Raw genomic sequence first — 16,965 nt, forward strand, 5'->3', positions numbered from 1 at the left:
CCAGTTGTACGGTAAGGAGTCTGGTTTTATATTGCAACCACATTGGTTGCCGGCGGACGCGGTCATGGTTAAACGTACAAGCATGGAAGGCGCCGAATGCCCGGTCGCTCGTTCACTGGATGCGATTGGGGATTGGTGGTCGCTATTGATCGTGCGCGATGCGTTCGATGGTCTGCGACGCTTCGGTGAGTTCCAGCGCAATCTCGGCATGGCCAAGAACATTCTTTCGGCACGCCTGCGCACATTAGTGGCCCACGGGATTTTCGATCTGGTGCCGGCGTCGGATGGCAGCGCGTATCAGGAATATGTGCTGACGGAGAAGGGCCAAGGCTTGTTCCCGTTAATCATCGGGTTGCGGCAGTGGGGCGAGGCGTTTTTCTATGAGGCGGGGGAGGCGCATTCGCAGGTTGTCGATCGTGAGAACGGTCGACCGGTGCGGCCGCTGGAATTGCGCGCCGAGGATGGGCGGCTGTTGGGGCCCCAGGATTGTGTGCGGATCCCGGCTGAGTAAAACATCAAAAAATCGCAGCCTTGCAGGAGCTGCGAAGGCTGCGATCTTTTGTCCAAGGGTGATTAGCGCAAGGTATCGACCATGTCGGCAATGGTCGTCAGCACATCCTTGCCCAACTGCTTCGAACGCTTACCAGACCAGCCGGTCAGCGCATTCGGCGCGTCGTTGTTGTCCTTGAAGGGCATTTCAATGGTAAAGGACAGGCAGTCGAACTTCTGACCGACGCTGTTGCAGGCCAGGGTCATGTTGGCTTTGCCCGGTTCGTCGCGGGTGTAGCCGTGTTTGGTCTGAAAGTCCTTGGTCAGGTGCTTCAGATGGCTGCGGAAGCGCTCTTCGAGTTTTTCGATCCGCGGTGTATAGCCGGGGTTGCCTTCGCAACCGGCGGTGAACACGTAGGGAATTTCTTCATCGCCATGGATGTCGAGGAACAGGTCGACGCCGTATTTTTCCATTTGCTGCTGAACGAACAGCACTTCCGGGCTGATTTCCTGGCTGGCGTTCTGCCAGGCGCGATTCAGGTCCTGGCCCATGGCATTGGTGCGCAAATGACCGTGGAAGGCGCCGTCCGGGTTCATGTTCGGCACCAAGTACAGGTCGGCGCTGGCCAGGAGCTTATTCAGCACCGGGTCGTCATGTTTTTCCAGGCGTTCGATCACGCCTTCCATGAACCATTCGGCCATGTGTTCGCCGGGGTGTTGCTGGGCAATGATCCAGACCTTGCGCTGGCCTTCGCCGCCAGTTCCTTTGCGCAACAACTGGATGTCACGACCTTCAACGCTCTTGCCGGTGGCCAACAGTTCGGTGCCGGCCTTGGTCAGTGCCTGTTCGATCAGCCAGTCGTGACGGCCACGGCTGTAGGGTTCGAAGTAGGCGAACCAGGCATGGGTGGCAGTGGCTTCAAGGCTGAAACGCAGGCAGTCGCCTTCGAAGATGGTCGGCACCCGGAACCAGTTGACGTGGTCGTAGGACGCCACCGCCTGATAACCATCCCAGGCCTTGTTGTATGAGGATTTGCTGGCGTTGTTCAGACGAAACCAATGCTCCTGACCCACATGCAGGCCGCTGGCCTTGAAATGGAACCACTGGAAATGCTGGCTGCGAGTGTCTGGCCTGATGGCCAGCAATGCTTGCAGAGGATTGCTGATGTCCAGCACATCAATGTTGCCGCTGTCGAAGTTAGCGCTGATGTCGAAAGAAGATTTAGCCCCGGCCATAATCATTTCCTGAATACGATTTTTATGGCTGCTACTTTACACGCAAGAGGGGAGAAACCGGGGGAAATTACGGGGGTAAAAGGGGGCGTCCTCCTTGACGCCGATGCAGCTTAGAGACTGCGCAATTGATTCTCAAGTGCTATTTTTCGTTAGTTTGGCCCAGTGCTGCCGGGCTTCTCTTGGCAGTAGATATTCTTTTGATATCATCCGCGCCAATCGAATTTTGCAGCACCTACAGACTTCATTAGCCTGAAGCCAAAGCCAGCCTGACTGGCAAAAAAAAGACCCGGCAAAAAGCCGGGTCAAAAACCGTGATTAGCCTGATGAGGAGATAGTCCAGGAGTCCGACCTAAGGTCTCTTGGACTATCGACTGATCTCGCGACCAGTTGATGCAATAATAATCATTATCATTTGCAAGTCAAATGTTTCTACCTGCGCGATTGGAAAAATTTTCCTGTCCTCCTCCAATATGCTCCCGCCTCAATTGTTCTGATTGCCCTCCAGGGCCCGTTCGACCATCGCCTTGGCCATGTCGATCATGTGCACCGTCGAAAACGCCAGATCCCGGCTTGCGCCCTGCAGTTGGTTGGCTGACTCATGCGCGGTGGCAACGGCGCACCGCAGCAGATCCGAAGCATGGACCAGCGCCTCTTCGCTGCTGATGTTACGGTTCACATCAAAGAAACGTTCTTCGCTGGCTACTTCTGACACAGCTGGTTTCAAGTAATAGTCCAGTGCGCGCTGCGCCGCGGCAGAGCCTTTTGGCGAGGTGAGGCTGGTGTCGATTTGCATATCGGGCAAGGTATTGCTGGGGATGGTCATGACGATGGCGAGCTCCGTGAGAAATTCAAATCCGTGAGCCCAGCTTAGTACTTACTGTATTTGTGTCTTCAGTTTTAATACTACAATTTGTGTTTTGATGGTCGGAGTACCCCACGTATCGTGCCGCACATGGATAAATGGATTGAATTGGTCAAGGCCAAAATGAGTGAACTCAAAGTCACTCAGGAAATACTCGCCGAGCGCATCGGGATGTCCCAGGGTGGCGTCGGCCACTGGCTCAATAAACGTCGTCAGCCCGGCATCGCAGAGATGAATCGTGTCTTGCGGGCGCTCGGCATGGACTATCTGGAAGTGGCGATGGTGATCAGGGAGCCGCTGCCCTCAGAGGATGAGGAGATCTCCCTGGCGCAAAAGTACAACCCGTACTTTCGCTACCCGGTCAGTGACTGGCGGGAAAACGGGGAGGTGCGCGACGGCGAGCTATCGACCTACGGTACTTCGCTGGCTGTCAGCAAGCCACGTTTCGAGCTGTCCGATTACCACGCACAGGGCGCGGCGTTCTGGCTGGTGGTGGTCGGCGATGCGATGACCGCCCCTACGGGAGCGAGCATTGCCGAGGGCATGCTGATTCTGGTCGACCCGGCGATCGTGCCGGAGCCTGGCAAACTGGTGATCGCCCAATGGCCCGGCAGCGCCGAGGCGGTCTTTCGCAAACTGATCGAAGAGGGCGGGCAGCGTTACCTGGTCCCGCTCAATCCGACGTATCCGAAAGCCCTTTACACCGAGGAATGCCGAATCATCGGCGTGGTGGTTCAGGCGACTGCCAAATTCTAATCGGATCGGTCCTCGCAACGCGTAGGACCGATCTTCATTTCACGCTTGCTCCAACTCCACCAACGCACTGCCTTCGCTGACCATTTCGCCTTCCTGGCAATACAACGCCTTGATTACCCCGGTGTGGGGCGCGCGAATGCTGTGCTCCATCTTCATCGCTTCCAGCACCACCAGTTGCGCCCCGGCTTCGACCGTTTGCCCGACCTCCACCAACACCCGCACGATGCTGCCGTTCATGGGCGCGGTAAGCCCGCCTTGATGGCTGTGACTGGCTTCGACGGCGCCGATCGGGTCATACGACTCGATGCGGCGCAGCTCGCCGTCCCATTGCAGATACAGCGCATCGCCACGGCGGATGGCCCGGTGCTGGCGGCGCAAACCGCTGTGCTCGGTCAGCAGGTATTCACCCTTGAGCCGTGCGGTATGCATGTCGGCATTGCCCAGGGTCAGCGCCCGGTCTTGCCCTTCGCAACTCAAATGCAGGGTGATTTCTGTCGGCAACCCGGCACGGAAACCATTGTTGAAGGCCCACGGCGAACTCGGATCATCGGCGCGCAAAACAGCCGGCTGACTTTGCGCAAACGCCTGGGCCGCCGCTTGCCAGAACTCATCACTGAGCGGCGAAGGTGCTGGCAGCAGTTGTTCCTGATAACGCGGAATGAACCCGGTATCCAGTTCGGCGGCGGCAAACGCCGGGTGGCCGATGATCCGGTGCAGGAAGTTGATGTTGGTCTTCAGCCCGCCAATGGCAAACTCCTCGAGCATGCTCAGCAATCGCAGCCGCGCCTGTTCACGGTCTTCGCCCCAGGCAATCAGCTTGCCAAGCATCGGGTCGTAGAACGGCGAAATCTCGTCGCCTTCTTCGACGCCACTGTCCACACGACGCCCCGGCCCTTCGGCGGATTCGCGGTACAACGCCAGGCGCCCGGTGGCCGGCAGAAAATCGTTGCCCGGGTCTTCGGCGTACAACCGCACTTCGATCGCATGGCCGATCAGCGGCACCTGATCCTGTGTCATCGGCAGCGCTTCGCCGCGGGCTACACGAATTTGCCAGGCCACCAGGTCGAGGCCGGTAATGGCCTCGGTCACCGGGTGTTCGACTTGCAGGCGCGTGTTCATTTCCATGAAGAAGAACTCACCGCGCGCATCCAGCAAAAACTCCACGGTGCCGGCGCCCACATAGCCGATCGCTTGAGCCGAGCGTACGGCGGCTTCGCCCATGGCCCGACGCAATTGCGGGGTCAGGCCTGGAGCGGGTGCTTCTTCGACGACTTTCTGATGACGACGCTGAATCGAGCAGTCACGCTCGTTGAGGTACAGACAATTGCCATGCTGGTCGGCGAACACCTGGATTTCCACGTGACGTGGCTTGAGCAGGTATTTCTCGACCAACATCCGTGAATTGCCGAACGACGATTGTGCTTCACGCTGCGCCGAGGCCAGGGCTTCGGCCAGTTGGCTGACGTCCTCGACCACTTTCATGCCCTTACCGCCGCCGCCCGCCGTGGCCTTGAGCAACACCGGATAACCGATGCGTTCGCAGGCATCGCGGAAGGTGTCGAGGTCTTGGGCTTCGCCGTGATAGCCGGGCACCAGCGGCACACCGGCGGTTTCCATCAAGGCTTTGGCCGCAGACTTGCTGCCCATGGCGTCGATGGCCGAGGCGGGCGGGCCGAGGAAAATCAGGCCCGCCGCCTCGATCGCCCGGGCGAACCCGGCGTTTTCCGAGAGAAAACCATAACCGGGATGAATTGCCTGAGCACCGCTGGCTTTCGCGGCGGCGATCAGTTTGTCGATTTGCAGGTAACTGTCGGCGGCTTTGCTGCCGCCCAGATCGACGCGGATATCCGCTTCGCGGCTGTGCCGGGCGTCACGGTCGGTGGCGCTGTGCACGGCCACAGTGGTCAGGCCCAGAGCCTTGGCGGTGCGCATCACCCGGCAGGCGATTTCGCCACGGTTGGCCACCAGCAGGGTGGTGAGAACAGGTGCGCTCATCAACGCGGCTCCTTGAGGGTGATTTCGGCTTGCCAGGTGGGCGAACGTTTTTGCAGGAAGGCGCGCAGGCCTTCCTGGCCTTCCGGGCTGACGCGAATTCGGGCGATGGCATTCTCGGTGTAGCGGCGCAGCGCCGGAGTCAGCGCGCCGTTGCCGACTTCACGCAGCAGATCCTTGCTGGCGCGCATGGCTGCCGGGCTGTTGAGCAGTAGATTGTCGATCCACTGATCGACTTTCTGCTCCAGCTCAGCCATCGGATAGCTCTCTGACAACAGGCCGATTTCCCGAGCCCGTTGCCCGCCGAAACGTTCGGCAGTCAAGGCATAACGCCGCGCCGCACGCTCGCCAATGGCTTGCACCACGAACGGGCTGATGACCGCTGGCGCCAGGCCGATTCGCACTTCCGACAGGCAGAACTGCGCGTCGTCGGCGCCAATCGCCATGTCGCAGCAACTGATCAGGCCCAGTGCACCGCCAAATGCCGCGCCCTGCACCACGGCCAGCGTCGGGACTTTCAGTTTGGCGAGGTTGTACATCAACTCCGCCAGTTCCCGGGCGTCATCAAGGTTGGTGTGGTAATCGAGTTCGGCCGATTGCTGCATCCAGGCCAGATCGGCACCGGCGCTGAAATGTTTGCCGCGCCCCCGGATCAGCAGAAAACGCAGGCTGGCATCGCTCGACACTTTATCCAGCGCGAGGATCAGTTCGCGGATCATTTCGGCGTTGAATGCGTTGTTCTTTTCTTCTCGGCTGAGCCACAGGGTGGCAAAACCACGGGGATCGGTCTGCAGCTCAAGGGTATTGAAGTCGCTCATGGTTTTCTCCAGATCACATCCGGAACACGCCGAAGCGGCTCGGTTCGATGGGTGCGTTCAGCGACGCCGACAAGGCCAGGGCCAACACGTCGCGGGTCTGCGCCGGGTCAATGACGCCGTCGTCCCACAGCCGGGCGCTGGAGTAGTAGGGGTGCCCCTGTTCTTCGTACTGATCGAGGATCGGTTGCTTGATCTCGGCTTCCTGCTCGGCGCTGAAACGATGCCCGCTGCGCTCGGTTTGCTCGCGCTTGACCTGCACCAGCACACCCGCCGCCTGTTCGGCGCCCATCACGCCGATTCGCGCGTTCGGCCACATCCACAGGAAGCGTGGATCGTAGGCCCGGCCACACATGCCGTAGTTACCGGCGCCGAAGCTGCCGCCGATGATCACGGTGAATTTCGGCACCTTGGCACAAGCCACGGCGGTCACCAATTTCGCGCCGTGCTTGGCGATGCCGCCGGCCTCGTATTTCTGGCCGACCATGAACCCGGTGATGTTCTGCAGAAACAGCAACGGAATGCCGCGCTGGCAGGCCAGTTCGATGAAATGCGCGCCTTTCTGTGCGGCCTCGGCGAAGAGGATGCCGTTGTTGGCGAGGATCGCGATCGGGTAGCCGTGCAGGTGGGCGAAGCCGCACACCAACGTCGTCCCGAACAGCGCCTTGAACTCATCGAACGCCGAGCCGTCCACCAGTCGTGAGATCACTTCGCGCACATCGAACGGTTGCTTGGCGTCGGCCGAGACCACGCCGTACAACTCGTCGCTGCTATACAGCGGCGCGATCGGCGTACGTTGTTGCAGTTCGCCGAGCTTGCGCCAGTTGAGGTTGGCCACGCTGCGCCGGGCCAATGCCAGGGCATGTTCATCGCTTTCGGCGTAGTGGTCGGCGACCCCGGAAATCTTGCAGTGCACATCGGCCCCGCCGAGGTCTTCGGCGCTGACCACTTCACCGGTCGCGGCTTTCACCAGCGGTGGGCCAGCGAGGAAGATGGTGGCCTGCTGACGAACCATGATCGCCTCGTCGGCCATCGCCGGAACGTAGGCGCCCCCGGCGGTGCAAGAGCCCATGACCACCGCAATTTGCGGAATGCCCATGGCGCTCATGTTGGCCTGGTTGAAGAAGATCCGCCCGAAGTGTTCGCGGTCCGGGAACACTTCATCCTGACGCGGCAGGTTGGCTCCACCGGAGTCCACCAGATAAATGCACGGCAGGCGATTCTGCTGGGCGATGGTTTGCGCACGCAGGTGTTTTTTAACGGTCAGCGGGTAGTACGAGCCACCTTTCACGGTGGCATCGTTGGCGACGATCATGCATTCGACGCCTTCCACCCGGCCGATCCCGGCAATCACGCCAGCGGCGGGAACGTCTTCGCCGTACACCGCGTAGGCCGCCAGTTGGCTGATCTCGAGAAACGGCGAACCCGGATCGAGCAGGCGATTGATCCGCTCACGGGGCAGCAGTTTGCCCCGCGAGGTGTGACGTTCTTGCGCCTTCGGGCCACCACCTTGCTGCACTTGCGCGAGCAGGGTGTGCAGGGCGTCGACCTGTTTGAGCATCGCCGCGCTGTTAGCCGCGAACTCCGCCGAACGGGGGTTGAGCTGGGTATGCAGGATAGCCATGGACAGCTCCGTTTAGCGGGTTTCGTTGAACAGTTCGCGACCGATCAGCATGCGACGGATCTCACTGGTGCCGGCGCCGATTTCATACAGCTTGGCGTCACGCAGCAGACGACCGGCCGGGAATTCGTTGATGTAGCCGTTGCCGCCGAGAATCTGGATCGCGTCGAGGGCCATTTGCGTGGCGCGCTCGGCACTGTAGAGGATCACCCCGGCGGCGTCCTTGCGAGTGGTTTCGCCACGTTCGCAGGCCTGGGCCACGGCATACAGGTAAGCGCGGCTGGCATTGAGTTGGGTGTACATGTCGGCGACTTTGCCCTGGATCAGCTGGAATTCGCCGATGCTCTGGCCGAACTGTTTGCGGTCATGGATGTACGGCACGATCAGGTCCATGCAGGCCTGCATGATCCCGGTCGGGCCACCGGAAAGCACCACGCGCTCGTAGTCGAGGCCGCTCATCAGCACTTTCACGCCGCCATTGAGTACGCCGAGGATGTTTTCTTCCGGCACTTCGACGTCATCGAAGAACAGCTCGCAGGTGTTCGAGCCACGCATGCCGAGCTTGTCGAATTTGTTGCTGCGGCTGAAACCTTTCCAGTCGCGCTCGACGATGAACGCGGTGATGCCATGCGGGCCTTTTTCCAGGTCGGTCTTGGCGTAGATCACGTAGGTGTTGGCGTCAGGGCCGTTGGTGATCCAGGTCTTGCTGCCGTTGAGTACGTAGTGATCGCCGCGTTTGTCGGCGCGCAGCTTCATCGAGACCACGTCGGAACCGGCGTTCGGCTCGCTCATGGCCAGGGCACCGATGTGCTCGCCGCTGATCAGTTTCGGCAGGTATTTGCTTTTCTGTTCATGAGTGCCGTTGCGGTTGATCTGGTTGACGCAGAGGTTGGAGTGCGCGCCGTAGGACAGGGCGACCGACGCCGAACCGCGGCTGATTTCTTCCATGGCGACCACGTGCGCCAGATAACCCAGGCCCGCGCCGCCGTACTCTTCCGGCACGGTGATGCCCAGCAGGCCCATGTCGCCGAATTTACGCCACAGGTCGGCCGGGAACAGGTTGTCGATGTCGATCTGAGCGGCGCGCGGGGCGATCTCTTTGGCGACGAAGGACTGAACCTGATCGCGCAGCATGTCGATGGTTTCACCGAGGGCAAAGTTCAGGGATGGGTAGCTCATGGGGCACCTTTTGGCTTTTTTGTAGGGTGGGGAGGGCAGTGATTCAGCTCTCACCTTTACGTTAACGTAAGCCTGTGACGAATGGCTGTCAATCACCCTTTACGTTAACGTCAACTTGAGCGAGAGTAGAGCCAGTTCTGAAAGACCTGCGTCGCCTTATGTGGCTTGCCACACAAGCCTCGCTCCTACAATAAAGACAATAGGGGTCGTCATGGATCAACCCAGTGCAAGCCCGCAGCGCAGCTATACCCGTGGTTCCCAGGACAAAGCCTTGCTGGCGATGACCATCGGCCAGGCGTTTGATAACACCGTCGCGCAATACCCGAACGGGGAGGCGCTGGTCGTGCGCCACCAACAGCTGCGTTACACCTGGCAGCAGCTGTCGGATGCTGTTGATCTGCACGCCAGAGCATTCCTGGCGCTGGGTTTGCAAACCGGTGACCGGCTCGGCATCTGGGCCCCGAACTGCGCCCAGTGGTGCATCAGCCAGTTCGCCAGTGCGAAAATCGGCGTGATCCTGGTCAACATCAACCCGGCTTATCGCAGTTCGGAACTCGAATACGTATTGAAGCAATCCGGCTGCCAATGGCTGGTTTGCGCCGGGGCCTTCAAGACCTCCGACTATCACGGCATGCTGCAAGGGTTGGTACCGGAATTGGCGGAGCAATCCATCGGCCGCTTGCAGAGCGAACGCCTGCCGGAACTGCGTGGGGTCATCAGCCTGGATGCGCAGCCACCCTCGGGTTTCCTGCCGTGGTCGCAATTGGCCGATCTGGCAGCCAGTGTGTCGATCGAGCAATTGCACGAACGCCAGGACAGCCTGCATTTCGACCAGGCGGTGAACATCCAGTACACCTCCGGCACCACCGGTTTCCCCAAGGGCGCGACCCTCAGCCACTACAACATTCTCAACAACGGTTACATGGTCGGCGAAAGCCTCGGCCTGACTGCCCGTGATCGGCTGGTGATTCCGGTGCCGCTGTATCACTGCTTCGGCATGGTCATGGGCAACCTCGGCTGCGTCACCCACGGCAGCACCATGATTTACCCCAACGATGCCTTCGATCCGCTGTTGACCCTGACCTCCGTCGCCGAAGAAAAAGCCACCGCGCTTTATGGCGTGCCGACCATGTTCATCGCCATGCTCGATCAGCCCAAGCGCGCCGAATTTGATTTGTCGAGCCTGCGCACCGGGATCATGGCCGGGGCGACGTGTCCGATCGAGGTGATGCGTCGGGTTATCGGCGAAATGCACATGAGCGAAGTGCAGATTGCCTACGGTATGACGGAAACCAGCCCCGTGTCTTTGCAGACCGGTCCGTCGGACGACCTGGAATTGCGCGTCACCACGGTCGGCCGCACCCAGCCGCAACTGGAAAGCAAGATCATCGACGAGGCGGGCAATCTGGTGCCACGCGGCACCATTGGCGAGCTGTGCACTCGGGGTTACAGCGTGATGCTCGGCTACTGGAAGAACCCGCAAGCCACCGCCGAGGCTATCGATGACGCTGGCTGGATGCACACCGGCGATCTGGCGAGCATGAACGAAGAGGGTTACGTGTGCATCGCCGGGCGTAACAAGGACATGATCATTCGCGGCGGTGAGAATATTTACCCGCGCGAACTTGAAGAGTTCTTCTTCACCCACCCGGCGGTTGCCGATGTGCAGGTGATCGGCATTCCTTGCTCCCGGTATGGCGAAGAGATTGTCGCCTGGATCAAATTCCATCCCGGCCACAGCGCTACCGAGCAGGAACTGCAAGCCTGGTGCAAGGAGCGTATCGCGCACTTCAAGACGCCGCGTTACTTCAAGTTCGTCGAGGAGTTTCCGATGACCGTGACCGGCAAGATCCAGAAGTTTCGGATGCGCGAGATCAGCATCGAGGAGCTGCGCAGCAAAAACGCCTGACACATAACCAGTGTGGGGGCGAGCCTGCTTCCACATGTGGGTCGAGAAAAATAGAAAGACAAGAAAGCACAAAGGGGAGCCGAAGCTCCCCTTTAATTTTGTCGTTACGTGCTCTTTTTTTATTATTGAGGGGCGGTCTGTTGTTGTTTTTGGCAACCGTGGCCCTTTACCGCTGTTTTTGTCGATCCCCATCCGGGATCAAGAGCAAACGTATTTTTTTGAGCGCTGATCTACTTTTTCGCCAAGCGATCCAACCAGTTCGGGAGCTACCTGAAGGTAGTTTTATTATTCTCTGCCCGGTTGCGGGTTACTCCGAAAAGCACCCTGAAAAGCACACCTTCTCCAAAAAAATCTGTTAGCTGCGTCTCTGCCGTGTTGTTCTTGTTATGTCAGAGTCGTTACGTCTTATTTTTATTGGTTTGCAGCTTTTTATTCTTGTTATGCCATAGAGATAGCAGAAGCCATGCCAACTTTGAAAAGTCCTTTAAAATCAATGATTTGATTTTTTGTGAGATTTTTCACCCGTACCAAACCTGACAATTTGTTTCCGTGTTACTCGTTTCCGCCCCACGTGCCAGAACACGCGGTAACACCCGGACACATCCACACTGTCACTGTGCGCTGCGAGCCTTGGCCACGCGAGAACCGGTAGGGCGCCCCAGCACCGCGCAAATCTGCTGGCCGGCGCGAATCAAGGCGTCCAGGTCGATCCCGGTCTCGATGCCCAGGCCGTTGAGCAGGTAAACCACGTCTTCGGTGGCGACGTTACCGCTGGCGCCCTTGGCGTACGGGCAGCCGCCAAGGCCGGCAATGGAGCTGTCGAATACCGAAATGCCTTCCAGCAGGCTGGCGTAGATATTGGCCATGGCCTGGCCATAGGTGTCGTGGAAGTGCCCGGCCAGTTTTTTCCGTGGCACGTCGGCCGAAACCACTTCAAACATCTTGCGGGTCGCGCCAGCGGTACCGGTGCCGATGGTGTCTCCCAGCGAAACCTCGTAGCAGCCCATCGCATAGAGCTCGCGAGCGACCCGGGCGACTTGTGCAGGCTTGACATCACCCTCATAAGGGCAGCCCAGCACACAAGACACGTAACCGCGCACGCTGACGCCGTGTTGTTTGGCGGCGTCCATGATCGGCACGAAGCGCTCCAGGCTCTCGCTGATCGAGCAATTGATATTGCGCTGGGAGAACGCTTCGGACGCTGCGGCGAACACCGCGACTTCCTTGACCCCGGCGGCGATAGCGTCTTCAAAGCCCCGCAGGTTGGGGGCGAGGGCGCCATAGGTCACCCCTGGTTTGCGCTGGATCTGCGCGAAGACCTCGGCGGAACCGGCCATTTGCGGCACCCATTTGGGCGAGACGAAACTGCCGACTTCTATATAGCCGAGGCCAGCGGCGGTGAGCGCATCGACCAGTTGCACCTTGTCCGCGACGCTGATGGGTTGGGCTTCGTTTTGCAGACCGTCGCGGGGGCCGACTTCGACCAGGCGTACGTGGGTGGGGAGGGACATGGGAATCGACCTGTTGAGATTGTATGAATGTTCACAGAGCCCTGTAGGAGCTGAGCTTGCTCGCGAAAGCGTCAGGTCAGTCGACATTCATGTTGAAGGACATACCGCTTTCGCGAGCAAGCTCAGCTCCTACACGAGCTGCTGGCTCTTGATCGTTTGCTCCAGCGCCTGGGTGCAGCGCTCCTCGGCTGTGTCGAGTTCCAGCTTCATCTGTTCGATGTCCAGCAGTTGCTGCTCGAGTTGTTCCCGACGCTCGGCAATTTTCGCCAGCATGCTGTGCAATTGCTTGGTGTTACCGCTGGAGGGGTCATAGAGCTCGATCAGCTCGCGGCATTCGGCCAGGGAAAAACCAATGCGCTTGCCCCGCAGGATCAGCTTCAGGCTGACCTTGTCACGGGGCGAATAAATGCGTTCCTGACCGCGACGCTCGGGGCTGAGCAGGCCCTGCTCTTCATAGAAGCGAATGGCCCGGGTGGTGATGTCGAGCTCGCGGGCGAGGTCGGAAATGCTATAGGTCTGGCTGCTCATGGAAGCGCTCGAAAAAGGTCATGGCGCTAAGCTAATGTCAGGTTGACGTTTACGTCAAGGGGCATGAATTGTCTGTGTAGTGACGGGCCTCTTCGCGGGCAAGCCTCGCTCCTACAGGTTTGGTGTCGATCATTTAATCGTGGTTCGACGCTAACCTTGTAGGAGCGAGGCTTGCCCGCGAAGAACGATGACGCGGATTAACGTCCTACACCGTATCCAGCTTCTTCTCGTGCGCCGTGACCTGCTGGCACAACTCGATCATCTGCTCGCGCATCCAGCGGTTGGCCGGGTCCTGGTCGGTGCTTTCGTGCCAGTAGAGGTGGGTTTCCACCGGCGGAACTTCTTTGACCGGCAGGTTCACCGAGTACAAATCATGGCGACGGGCGAAGCGTTCCGGCACGGTCATGACCATGTCGGTCTGCTGTAACACCTGGGACGCCATCAGGTAATGCTGGGAGCGCAGGGCGATCTTGCGCTGGATGCCCATTTTGCCCAGGGCCAGGTCGACATAGCCCAGGCCGCTGCGGCGGCTGGAAATATGGATGTGGGTCAGGGACAGGTAATCGTCGAGGGTGAATTTCTCTTTGCCCGCCAGCGGATGGCCCTTGCGCATGGCGCACACATAACGGTCTTCCATCAACTTGACGTGGCGCACCTGCGGGTCGGTGTTGAGCGGCGCATCCACCGCGAAATCCAGGCGCCCGGCCGCCAGTTCCTTGGTGGTTTCGCGGCGTTTGGACAGGAAACTTTCGATGATCACCGTCGGCGCCAGGCGGCGCAGGCGCTGGAACAATGGCGGGAGGATCACCGCTTCGGTGAGGTCGGTCATGCTGATGCGGTAGGTCTTGACCGCCTGCAACGGGTTGAAGATGCGGCTTTCCTGCACCGACACCCGCAGCAGGGAGAGGGCGTTACGCACGGGGCCGATGATGTTCTGCGCCATCGGTGTGGGCACCATGCCCTGGGCGGTGCGCACGAAAAGCGGGTCGTTGAAGGTTTCGCGCAGGCGGGCCAGAGCGTTCGACACCGCCGGTTGAGTAATGCCGACGATCTGCCCGGCGCGGGTCAGGTTGGCTTCGGTGTAGATCGCGTCGAAGACGATGAAAAGGTTGAGGTCGACCTTGCTCAGATTCATGCGCTGCACTCTTGTTATCAGGGGCGTCTTGATCGGACCCGAGGGCCTTGGCAATCAGCCGATCATATATCGGTGATGAATGTTAATACACGCCGAGAATAGGTTAGGTAAATTTTCGTAGCTGTTCTAGCATCGATTGCATGACCTGAACAACTCCTCTGAACCCCTGATTAAAAGGTAGAGCTGCCATGGATTTCGCTTATTCGCCCAAGGTCCAGGAACTGCGTGAGCGCGTGACTGCGTTCATGGACACCTACGTTTACCCCGCCGAAGCGGTGTTCGAACGCCAGGTCGCCGAGGGCGATCGCTGGCAGCCGACGGCGATCATGGAAGAACTCAAACTCAAGGCCAAGGCCGAAGGCCTGTGGAATTTGTTTCTGCCTGAGTCTGAACTGGGTGCCGGCCTGACCAACCTCGAATACGCGCCATTGGCGGAAATCATGGGTCGCTCATTGCTGGGCCCTGAGCCGTTCAACTGCTCGGCGCCCGACACCGGCAACATGGAAGTGCTGGTGCGTTACGCCAACGAAGAGCAGAAGCAACGCTGGCTCGAACCGCTGTTGCGCGGCGAGATCCGCTCGGCGTTCGCCATGACCGAGCCGGACGTGGCCTCGTCCGACGCCACCAACATGGCTGCCCGTGCCGTGCGTGATGGCGATGAGTGGGTGATCAACGGCAAGAAATGGTGGACTTCAGGGGCCTGCGATCCGCGCTGCAAGATCCTGATCTTCATGGGCCTGAGCAATCCGGATGCACCACGCCACGCTCAGCACTCGATGATTCTGGTGCCGGTGGATACGCCGGGCGTGAAGATTGTGCGTCCGCTGCCGGTGTTCGGTTACGACGACGCGCCTCACGGCCACGCCGAAGTGCTATTCGAGAACGTCCGGGTGCCGTACGAAAACGTCCTGCTGGGCGAAGGACGCGGCTTCGAAATCGCCCAGGGTCGCCTCGGCCCGGGCCGGATTCACCACTGCATGCGTTCGATCGGCATGGCTGAACGTGCGCTGGAGCTGATGTGCAAACGGGCGGTCAACCGCACTGCATTCGGTAAACCTCTGGCGCGTCTGGGCGGCAACATTGACAAAATCGCCGACTCGCGGATGGAGATCGACATGGCGCGACTGCTGACGTTGAAAGCGGCGTACATGATGGACACCGTCGGCAACAAAGTGGCGAAGAGCGAGATCGCGCAGATCAAAGTGGTTGCACCGAACGTGGCGTTGCGGGTGATCGACCGGGCGATCCAGATCCATGGCGGGGCAGGGGTGTCCAACGATTTCCCGCTGGCCTACATGTATGCCATGCAACGCACCCTGCGCCTGGCCGACGGCCCGGACGAAGTGCACCGCGCGGCGATTGGCAAGTTCGAGATCGGCAAGTATGTGCCTAAGGAAATGATGCGCAGGGGGCACTGAGACCTGTGGCGAGGGGGCTTGCCCCCGTTCGGCTGCGCAGCAGTCGTAAATTGTACACCGCGTCTTTCCAGGAAAAATGCGGTGGCCGGTTTGAGGCCCGCTTCGCAGTCCAACGGGGGCAAGCCCCCTCGCCACAGTAGGCCCCCAAGCCACAATGTTTGGTGCTTACTTCAATACACCCAAACCTCAACCCGCCGATTCTTGATCCGCCCTTCATCCCCGCTGTTGGCCGCCACCGGCATCTCGGCGCCAAAACCGCGAATTTCGCGAAACACCACGCCGCTTTTCACCAGTTCTCGCCGCACCGCCATGGCCCGCAGTTTCGACAGCAGGTCGGCCCGCGCGGGGTCGCTCTTGGCATCGCCAAACCCTACCAGCGTCACCTGCCGATTGGCTTTGTCGTGCTGCCTTATATAGTCGAGCACCCGCGACAGGTCCTGGCGGGCCTTGTTGTCCAGCGTCGCGCTGCCTTCTTCGAAACGAAAATTCACCGTCAGCCGCTGGGCATGCCGACTGAGTGCCTGATAACCCTCGGGCATCAGCGCATTCGGTGTGACGGCCATGGCCTGAACGGTTTGCGCGATAAAACCATTGGCCGCAACAATCGCCTGGCCATTGCTGCTCTGGGCGAACTTCACCAGCGCCTTGGCCCAGGGATTTTTCCCGTTCGGCGGCAGGTAAAAGAACAGCCGACGGGACAGCGGGTAATCTTCCGTCGTGATCAGGCTATTGAGCGGCAGCATGGCCTGGGAGTCGCCATCGACAATGGCCACGGCCTTGGCCTGGCGCACATAAGGCAAACCGATGAAGCCGATGGCTTGCGGGTCCAGACTCACCGCGTCGGACAATTGCTCACTGGATTCGAAGCGTTTCGCGTTGCCGCTCAGCATTTTCCCACGCGGGCTGAGGACCAACTCCTTGAACGTGTCGTAGGTGCCCGATTGGTCATCCCGCGCGTAGAGATGAATTGTCCCACCGGTGCCGCCGAGTTCTTCCCAGGTTTTCGTCTCGCCGCTGAAGATTCGTGCCAATTGCTCGGTGTTGAGCTGCTTCAGCGGATTGTGCGGATGAAGGATGATGGCCAGCCCGTCGATGGCGATGACTTGTTCGGCAACCGGGCTTTTCAGGTCGCCCAGCGGTTCGAGATCCAGTCGTTCGCTGTCCTTGATCGGCCGTGACGAGGCCGCAAGATCGGCGGAGGCGATTTTCAGGGCTTTGAACCCGGTGCTGGAACCGTGGGCCGCGACTTCCACCTCGACTCGGCGGCCCTGAGCGGTTTCGCCGACGATGCGTTGTTCGTTGGCTTTGTCCGGGGCTTCGCGGTGCACCTTGAGCAGGCCCTGTTCATGCATCAACCCCTCGACCAGCGCCGGCCCCAACGCCGCGCCAATGGTGTTGGAACCCTGGATGCGCAGCACCGGGCCGCGTTCGGGCGTCGGCAGATCGCCGGCCGATACTGTCAACGGCAGCACGGCGCCGAGCAGCAGGAACAACACGCGCAGGGACATGCCGGC

14 protein-coding genes are annotated in these 16,965 nt (G+C 59.8%); 4 read left to right on the forward strand and 10 right to left on the reverse strand.

Features of this window, described 5'->3' with window-relative positions; genetic code table 11:
• The first annotated feature begins 64 nt into the window (after positions 1 to 64).
• Positions 65 to 511: a winged helix-turn-helix transcriptional regulator gene (locus ACEN8R_RS05765; protein WP_026286359.1), complete on the forward strand. Its 447-nt coding sequence runs from the start codon at positions 65 to 67 to the stop codon at positions 509 to 511.
• Between the two features lie 62 nt (positions 512 to 573).
• Here ACEN8R_RS05765 and ACEN8R_RS05770 read toward each other — a convergent pair whose 3' ends face one another.
• Both ACEN8R_RS05770 and ACEN8R_RS05775 read right to left on the reverse strand, forming a co-directional pair.
• Positions 574 to 1,725, reverse strand: a complete 1,152-nt coding sequence (locus ACEN8R_RS05770) for a M14 family metallopeptidase (RefSeq protein ID WP_018925455.1) — start codon at positions 1,723 to 1,725, stop codon at positions 574 to 576.
• 481 nt (positions 1,726 to 2,206) lie between these two features.
• Positions 2,207 to 2,548: a DUF6124 family protein gene (locus ACEN8R_RS05775; RefSeq protein WP_018925456.1), complete on the reverse strand. Its 342-nt coding sequence runs from the start codon at positions 2,546 to 2,548 to the stop codon at positions 2,207 to 2,209.
• A 129-nt stretch (positions 2,549 to 2,677) separates the two neighbouring features.
• Between ACEN8R_RS05775 and ACEN8R_RS05780 the strand changes: the two genes are divergently transcribed.
• The gene (locus ACEN8R_RS05780) at positions 2,678 to 3,343 is read left to right on the forward strand and encodes a LexA family protein (protein ID WP_495624624.1); all 666 of its coding nucleotides are present in this window, start codon (positions 2,678 to 2,680) and stop codon (positions 3,341 to 3,343) included.
• Positions 3,344 to 3,382: 39 nt separating this feature from the next.
• Here ACEN8R_RS05780 and ACEN8R_RS05785 read toward each other — a convergent pair whose 3' ends face one another.
• The 4 genes from ACEN8R_RS05785 to ACEN8R_RS05800 are packed head-to-tail and all read right to left on the reverse strand — an operon-like array spanning position 3,383 to position 8,950.
• The gene (locus ACEN8R_RS05785) at positions 3,383 to 5,338 is read right to left on the reverse strand and encodes an acetyl/propionyl/methylcrotonyl-CoA carboxylase subunit alpha (protein WP_495624625.1); all 1,956 of its coding nucleotides are present in this window, start codon (positions 5,336 to 5,338) and stop codon (positions 3,383 to 3,385) included.
• On the reverse strand, positions 5,338 to 6,153 hold the full coding sequence (locus tag ACEN8R_RS05790; RefSeq protein WP_007940935.1) for a gamma-carboxygeranoyl-CoA hydratase: 816 nt from the start codon (positions 6,151 to 6,153) through the stop codon (positions 5,338 to 5,340). Before ACEN8R_RS05790 ends, ACEN8R_RS05785 begins: the two co-directional genes overlap by 1 nt.
• 13 nt (positions 6,154 to 6,166) lie before the next feature.
• Positions 6,167 to 7,774: a carboxyl transferase domain-containing protein gene (locus tag ACEN8R_RS05795; RefSeq protein ID WP_086945009.1), complete on the reverse strand. Its 1,608-nt coding sequence runs from the start codon at positions 7,772 to 7,774 to the stop codon at positions 6,167 to 6,169.
• Positions 7,775 to 7,786: 12 nt separating this feature from the next.
• Entirely contained in the window at positions 7,787 to 8,950 is a 1,164-nt protein-coding gene (locus ACEN8R_RS05800; RefSeq protein WP_007940933.1) for an isovaleryl-CoA dehydrogenase, read from the reverse strand.
• A 211-nt stretch (positions 8,951 to 9,161) separates the two neighbouring features.
• Here ACEN8R_RS05800 and ACEN8R_RS05805 point away from each other — a divergent pair, with 211 nt between their 5' ends.
• Positions 9,162 to 10,859 carry an AMP-binding protein gene (locus tag ACEN8R_RS05805; RefSeq protein ID WP_495624626.1) on the forward strand — a complete coding sequence of 566 codons (1,698 nt, stop codon included), beginning with the start codon at positions 9,162 to 9,164 and terminating at the stop codon, positions 10,857 to 10,859.
• 611 nt (positions 10,860 to 11,470) lie between these two features.
• On the opposite strand, the gene ACEN8R_RS05810 is transcribed toward ACEN8R_RS05805, so the two are convergent.
• The 3 genes from ACEN8R_RS05810 to ACEN8R_RS05820 form a co-directional block, all read right to left on the reverse strand.
• The gene (locus tag ACEN8R_RS05810; RefSeq protein WP_064618838.1) at positions 11,471 to 12,370 is read right to left on the reverse strand and encodes a hydroxymethylglutaryl-CoA lyase; all 900 of its coding nucleotides are present in this window, start codon (positions 12,368 to 12,370) and stop codon (positions 11,471 to 11,473) included.
• A gap of 129 nt (positions 12,371 to 12,499) precedes the next feature.
• Complete coding sequence (locus tag ACEN8R_RS05815; RefSeq protein WP_007904077.1) at positions 12,500 to 12,898, reverse strand: MerR family transcriptional regulator; 399 nt, start codon at positions 12,896 to 12,898, stop codon at positions 12,500 to 12,502.
• A 205-nt stretch (positions 12,899 to 13,103) separates the two neighbouring features.
• On the reverse strand, positions 13,104 to 14,033 hold the full coding sequence (locus ACEN8R_RS05820; RefSeq protein WP_018925462.1) for a LysR family transcriptional regulator: 930 nt from the start codon (positions 14,031 to 14,033) through the stop codon (positions 13,104 to 13,106).
• A gap of 188 nt (positions 14,034 to 14,221) precedes the next feature.
• Here ACEN8R_RS05820 and ACEN8R_RS05825 point away from each other — a divergent pair, with 188 nt between their 5' ends.
• Positions 14,222 to 15,451, forward strand: a complete 1,230-nt coding sequence (locus ACEN8R_RS05825; protein WP_018925463.1) for an acyl-CoA dehydrogenase — start codon at positions 14,222 to 14,224, stop codon at positions 15,449 to 15,451.
• Between the two features lie 170 nt (positions 15,452 to 15,621).
• On the opposite strand, the gene ACEN8R_RS05830 is transcribed toward ACEN8R_RS05825, so the two are convergent.
• Positions 15,622 to 16,959: a substrate-binding domain-containing protein gene (locus ACEN8R_RS05830; RefSeq protein WP_064618836.1), complete on the reverse strand. Its 1,338-nt coding sequence runs from the start codon at positions 16,957 to 16,959 to the stop codon at positions 15,622 to 15,624.
• Positions 16,960 to 16,965: the final 6 nt, after the last annotated feature.

The organism is Pseudomonas sp. Pseusp15 (genome assembly GCF_059492165.1).

Bases quoted from the DNA above. Each gene is read 5' to 3' on its own strand.
- ACEN8R_RS05805 (WP_495624626.1), top strand. From the start codon at position 9,162: ATGGATCAACCCAGTGCAAGCCCGCAGCGCAGCTATACCCGTGGTTCC.
- ACEN8R_RS05765 (WP_026286359.1), top strand. From the start codon at position 65: ATGGTTAAACGTACAAGCATGGAAGGCGCCGAATGCCCGGTCGCTCGT.
- ACEN8R_RS05800 (WP_007940933.1), bottom strand. From the start codon at position 8,950: ATGAGCTACCCATCCCTGAACTTTGCCCTCGGTGAAACCATCGACATG.
- ACEN8R_RS05830 (WP_064618836.1), bottom strand. From the start codon at position 16,959: ATGTCCCTGCGCGTGTTGTTCCTGCTGCTCGGCGCCGTGCTGCCGTTG.
- ACEN8R_RS05820 (WP_018925462.1), bottom strand. From the start codon at position 14,033: ATGAATCTGAGCAAGGTCGACCTCAACCTTTTCATCGTCTTCGACGCG.
- ACEN8R_RS05785 (WP_495624625.1), bottom strand. From the start codon at position 5,338: ATGAGCGCACCTGTTCTCACCACCCTGCTGGTGGCCAACCGTGGCGAA.
- ACEN8R_RS05775 (WP_018925456.1), bottom strand. From the start codon at position 2,548: ATGACCATCCCCAGCAATACCTTGCCCGATATGCAAATCGACACCAGC.
- ACEN8R_RS05795 (WP_086945009.1), bottom strand. From the start codon at position 7,774: ATGGCTATCCTGCATACCCAGCTCAACCCCCGTTCGGCGGAGTTCGCG.
- ACEN8R_RS05790 (WP_007940935.1), bottom strand. From the start codon at position 6,153: ATGAGCGACTTCAATACCCTTGAGCTGCAGACCGATCCCCGTGGTTTT.
- ACEN8R_RS05780 (WP_495624624.1), top strand. From the start codon at position 2,678: ATGGATAAATGGATTGAATTGGTCAAGGCCAAAATGAGTGAACTCAAA.
- ACEN8R_RS05810 (WP_064618838.1), bottom strand. From the start codon at position 12,370: ATGTCCCTCCCCACCCACGTACGCCTGGTCGAAGTCGGCCCCCGCGAC.
- ACEN8R_RS05825 (WP_018925463.1), top strand. From the start codon at position 14,222: ATGGATTTCGCTTATTCGCCCAAGGTCCAGGAACTGCGTGAGCGCGTG.
- ACEN8R_RS05770 (WP_018925455.1), bottom strand. From the start codon at position 1,725: ATGGCCGGGGCTAAATCTTCTTTCGACATCAGCGCTAACTTCGACAGC.
- ACEN8R_RS05815 (WP_007904077.1), bottom strand. From the start codon at position 12,898: ATGAGCAGCCAGACCTATAGCATTTCCGACCTCGCCCGCGAGCTCGAC.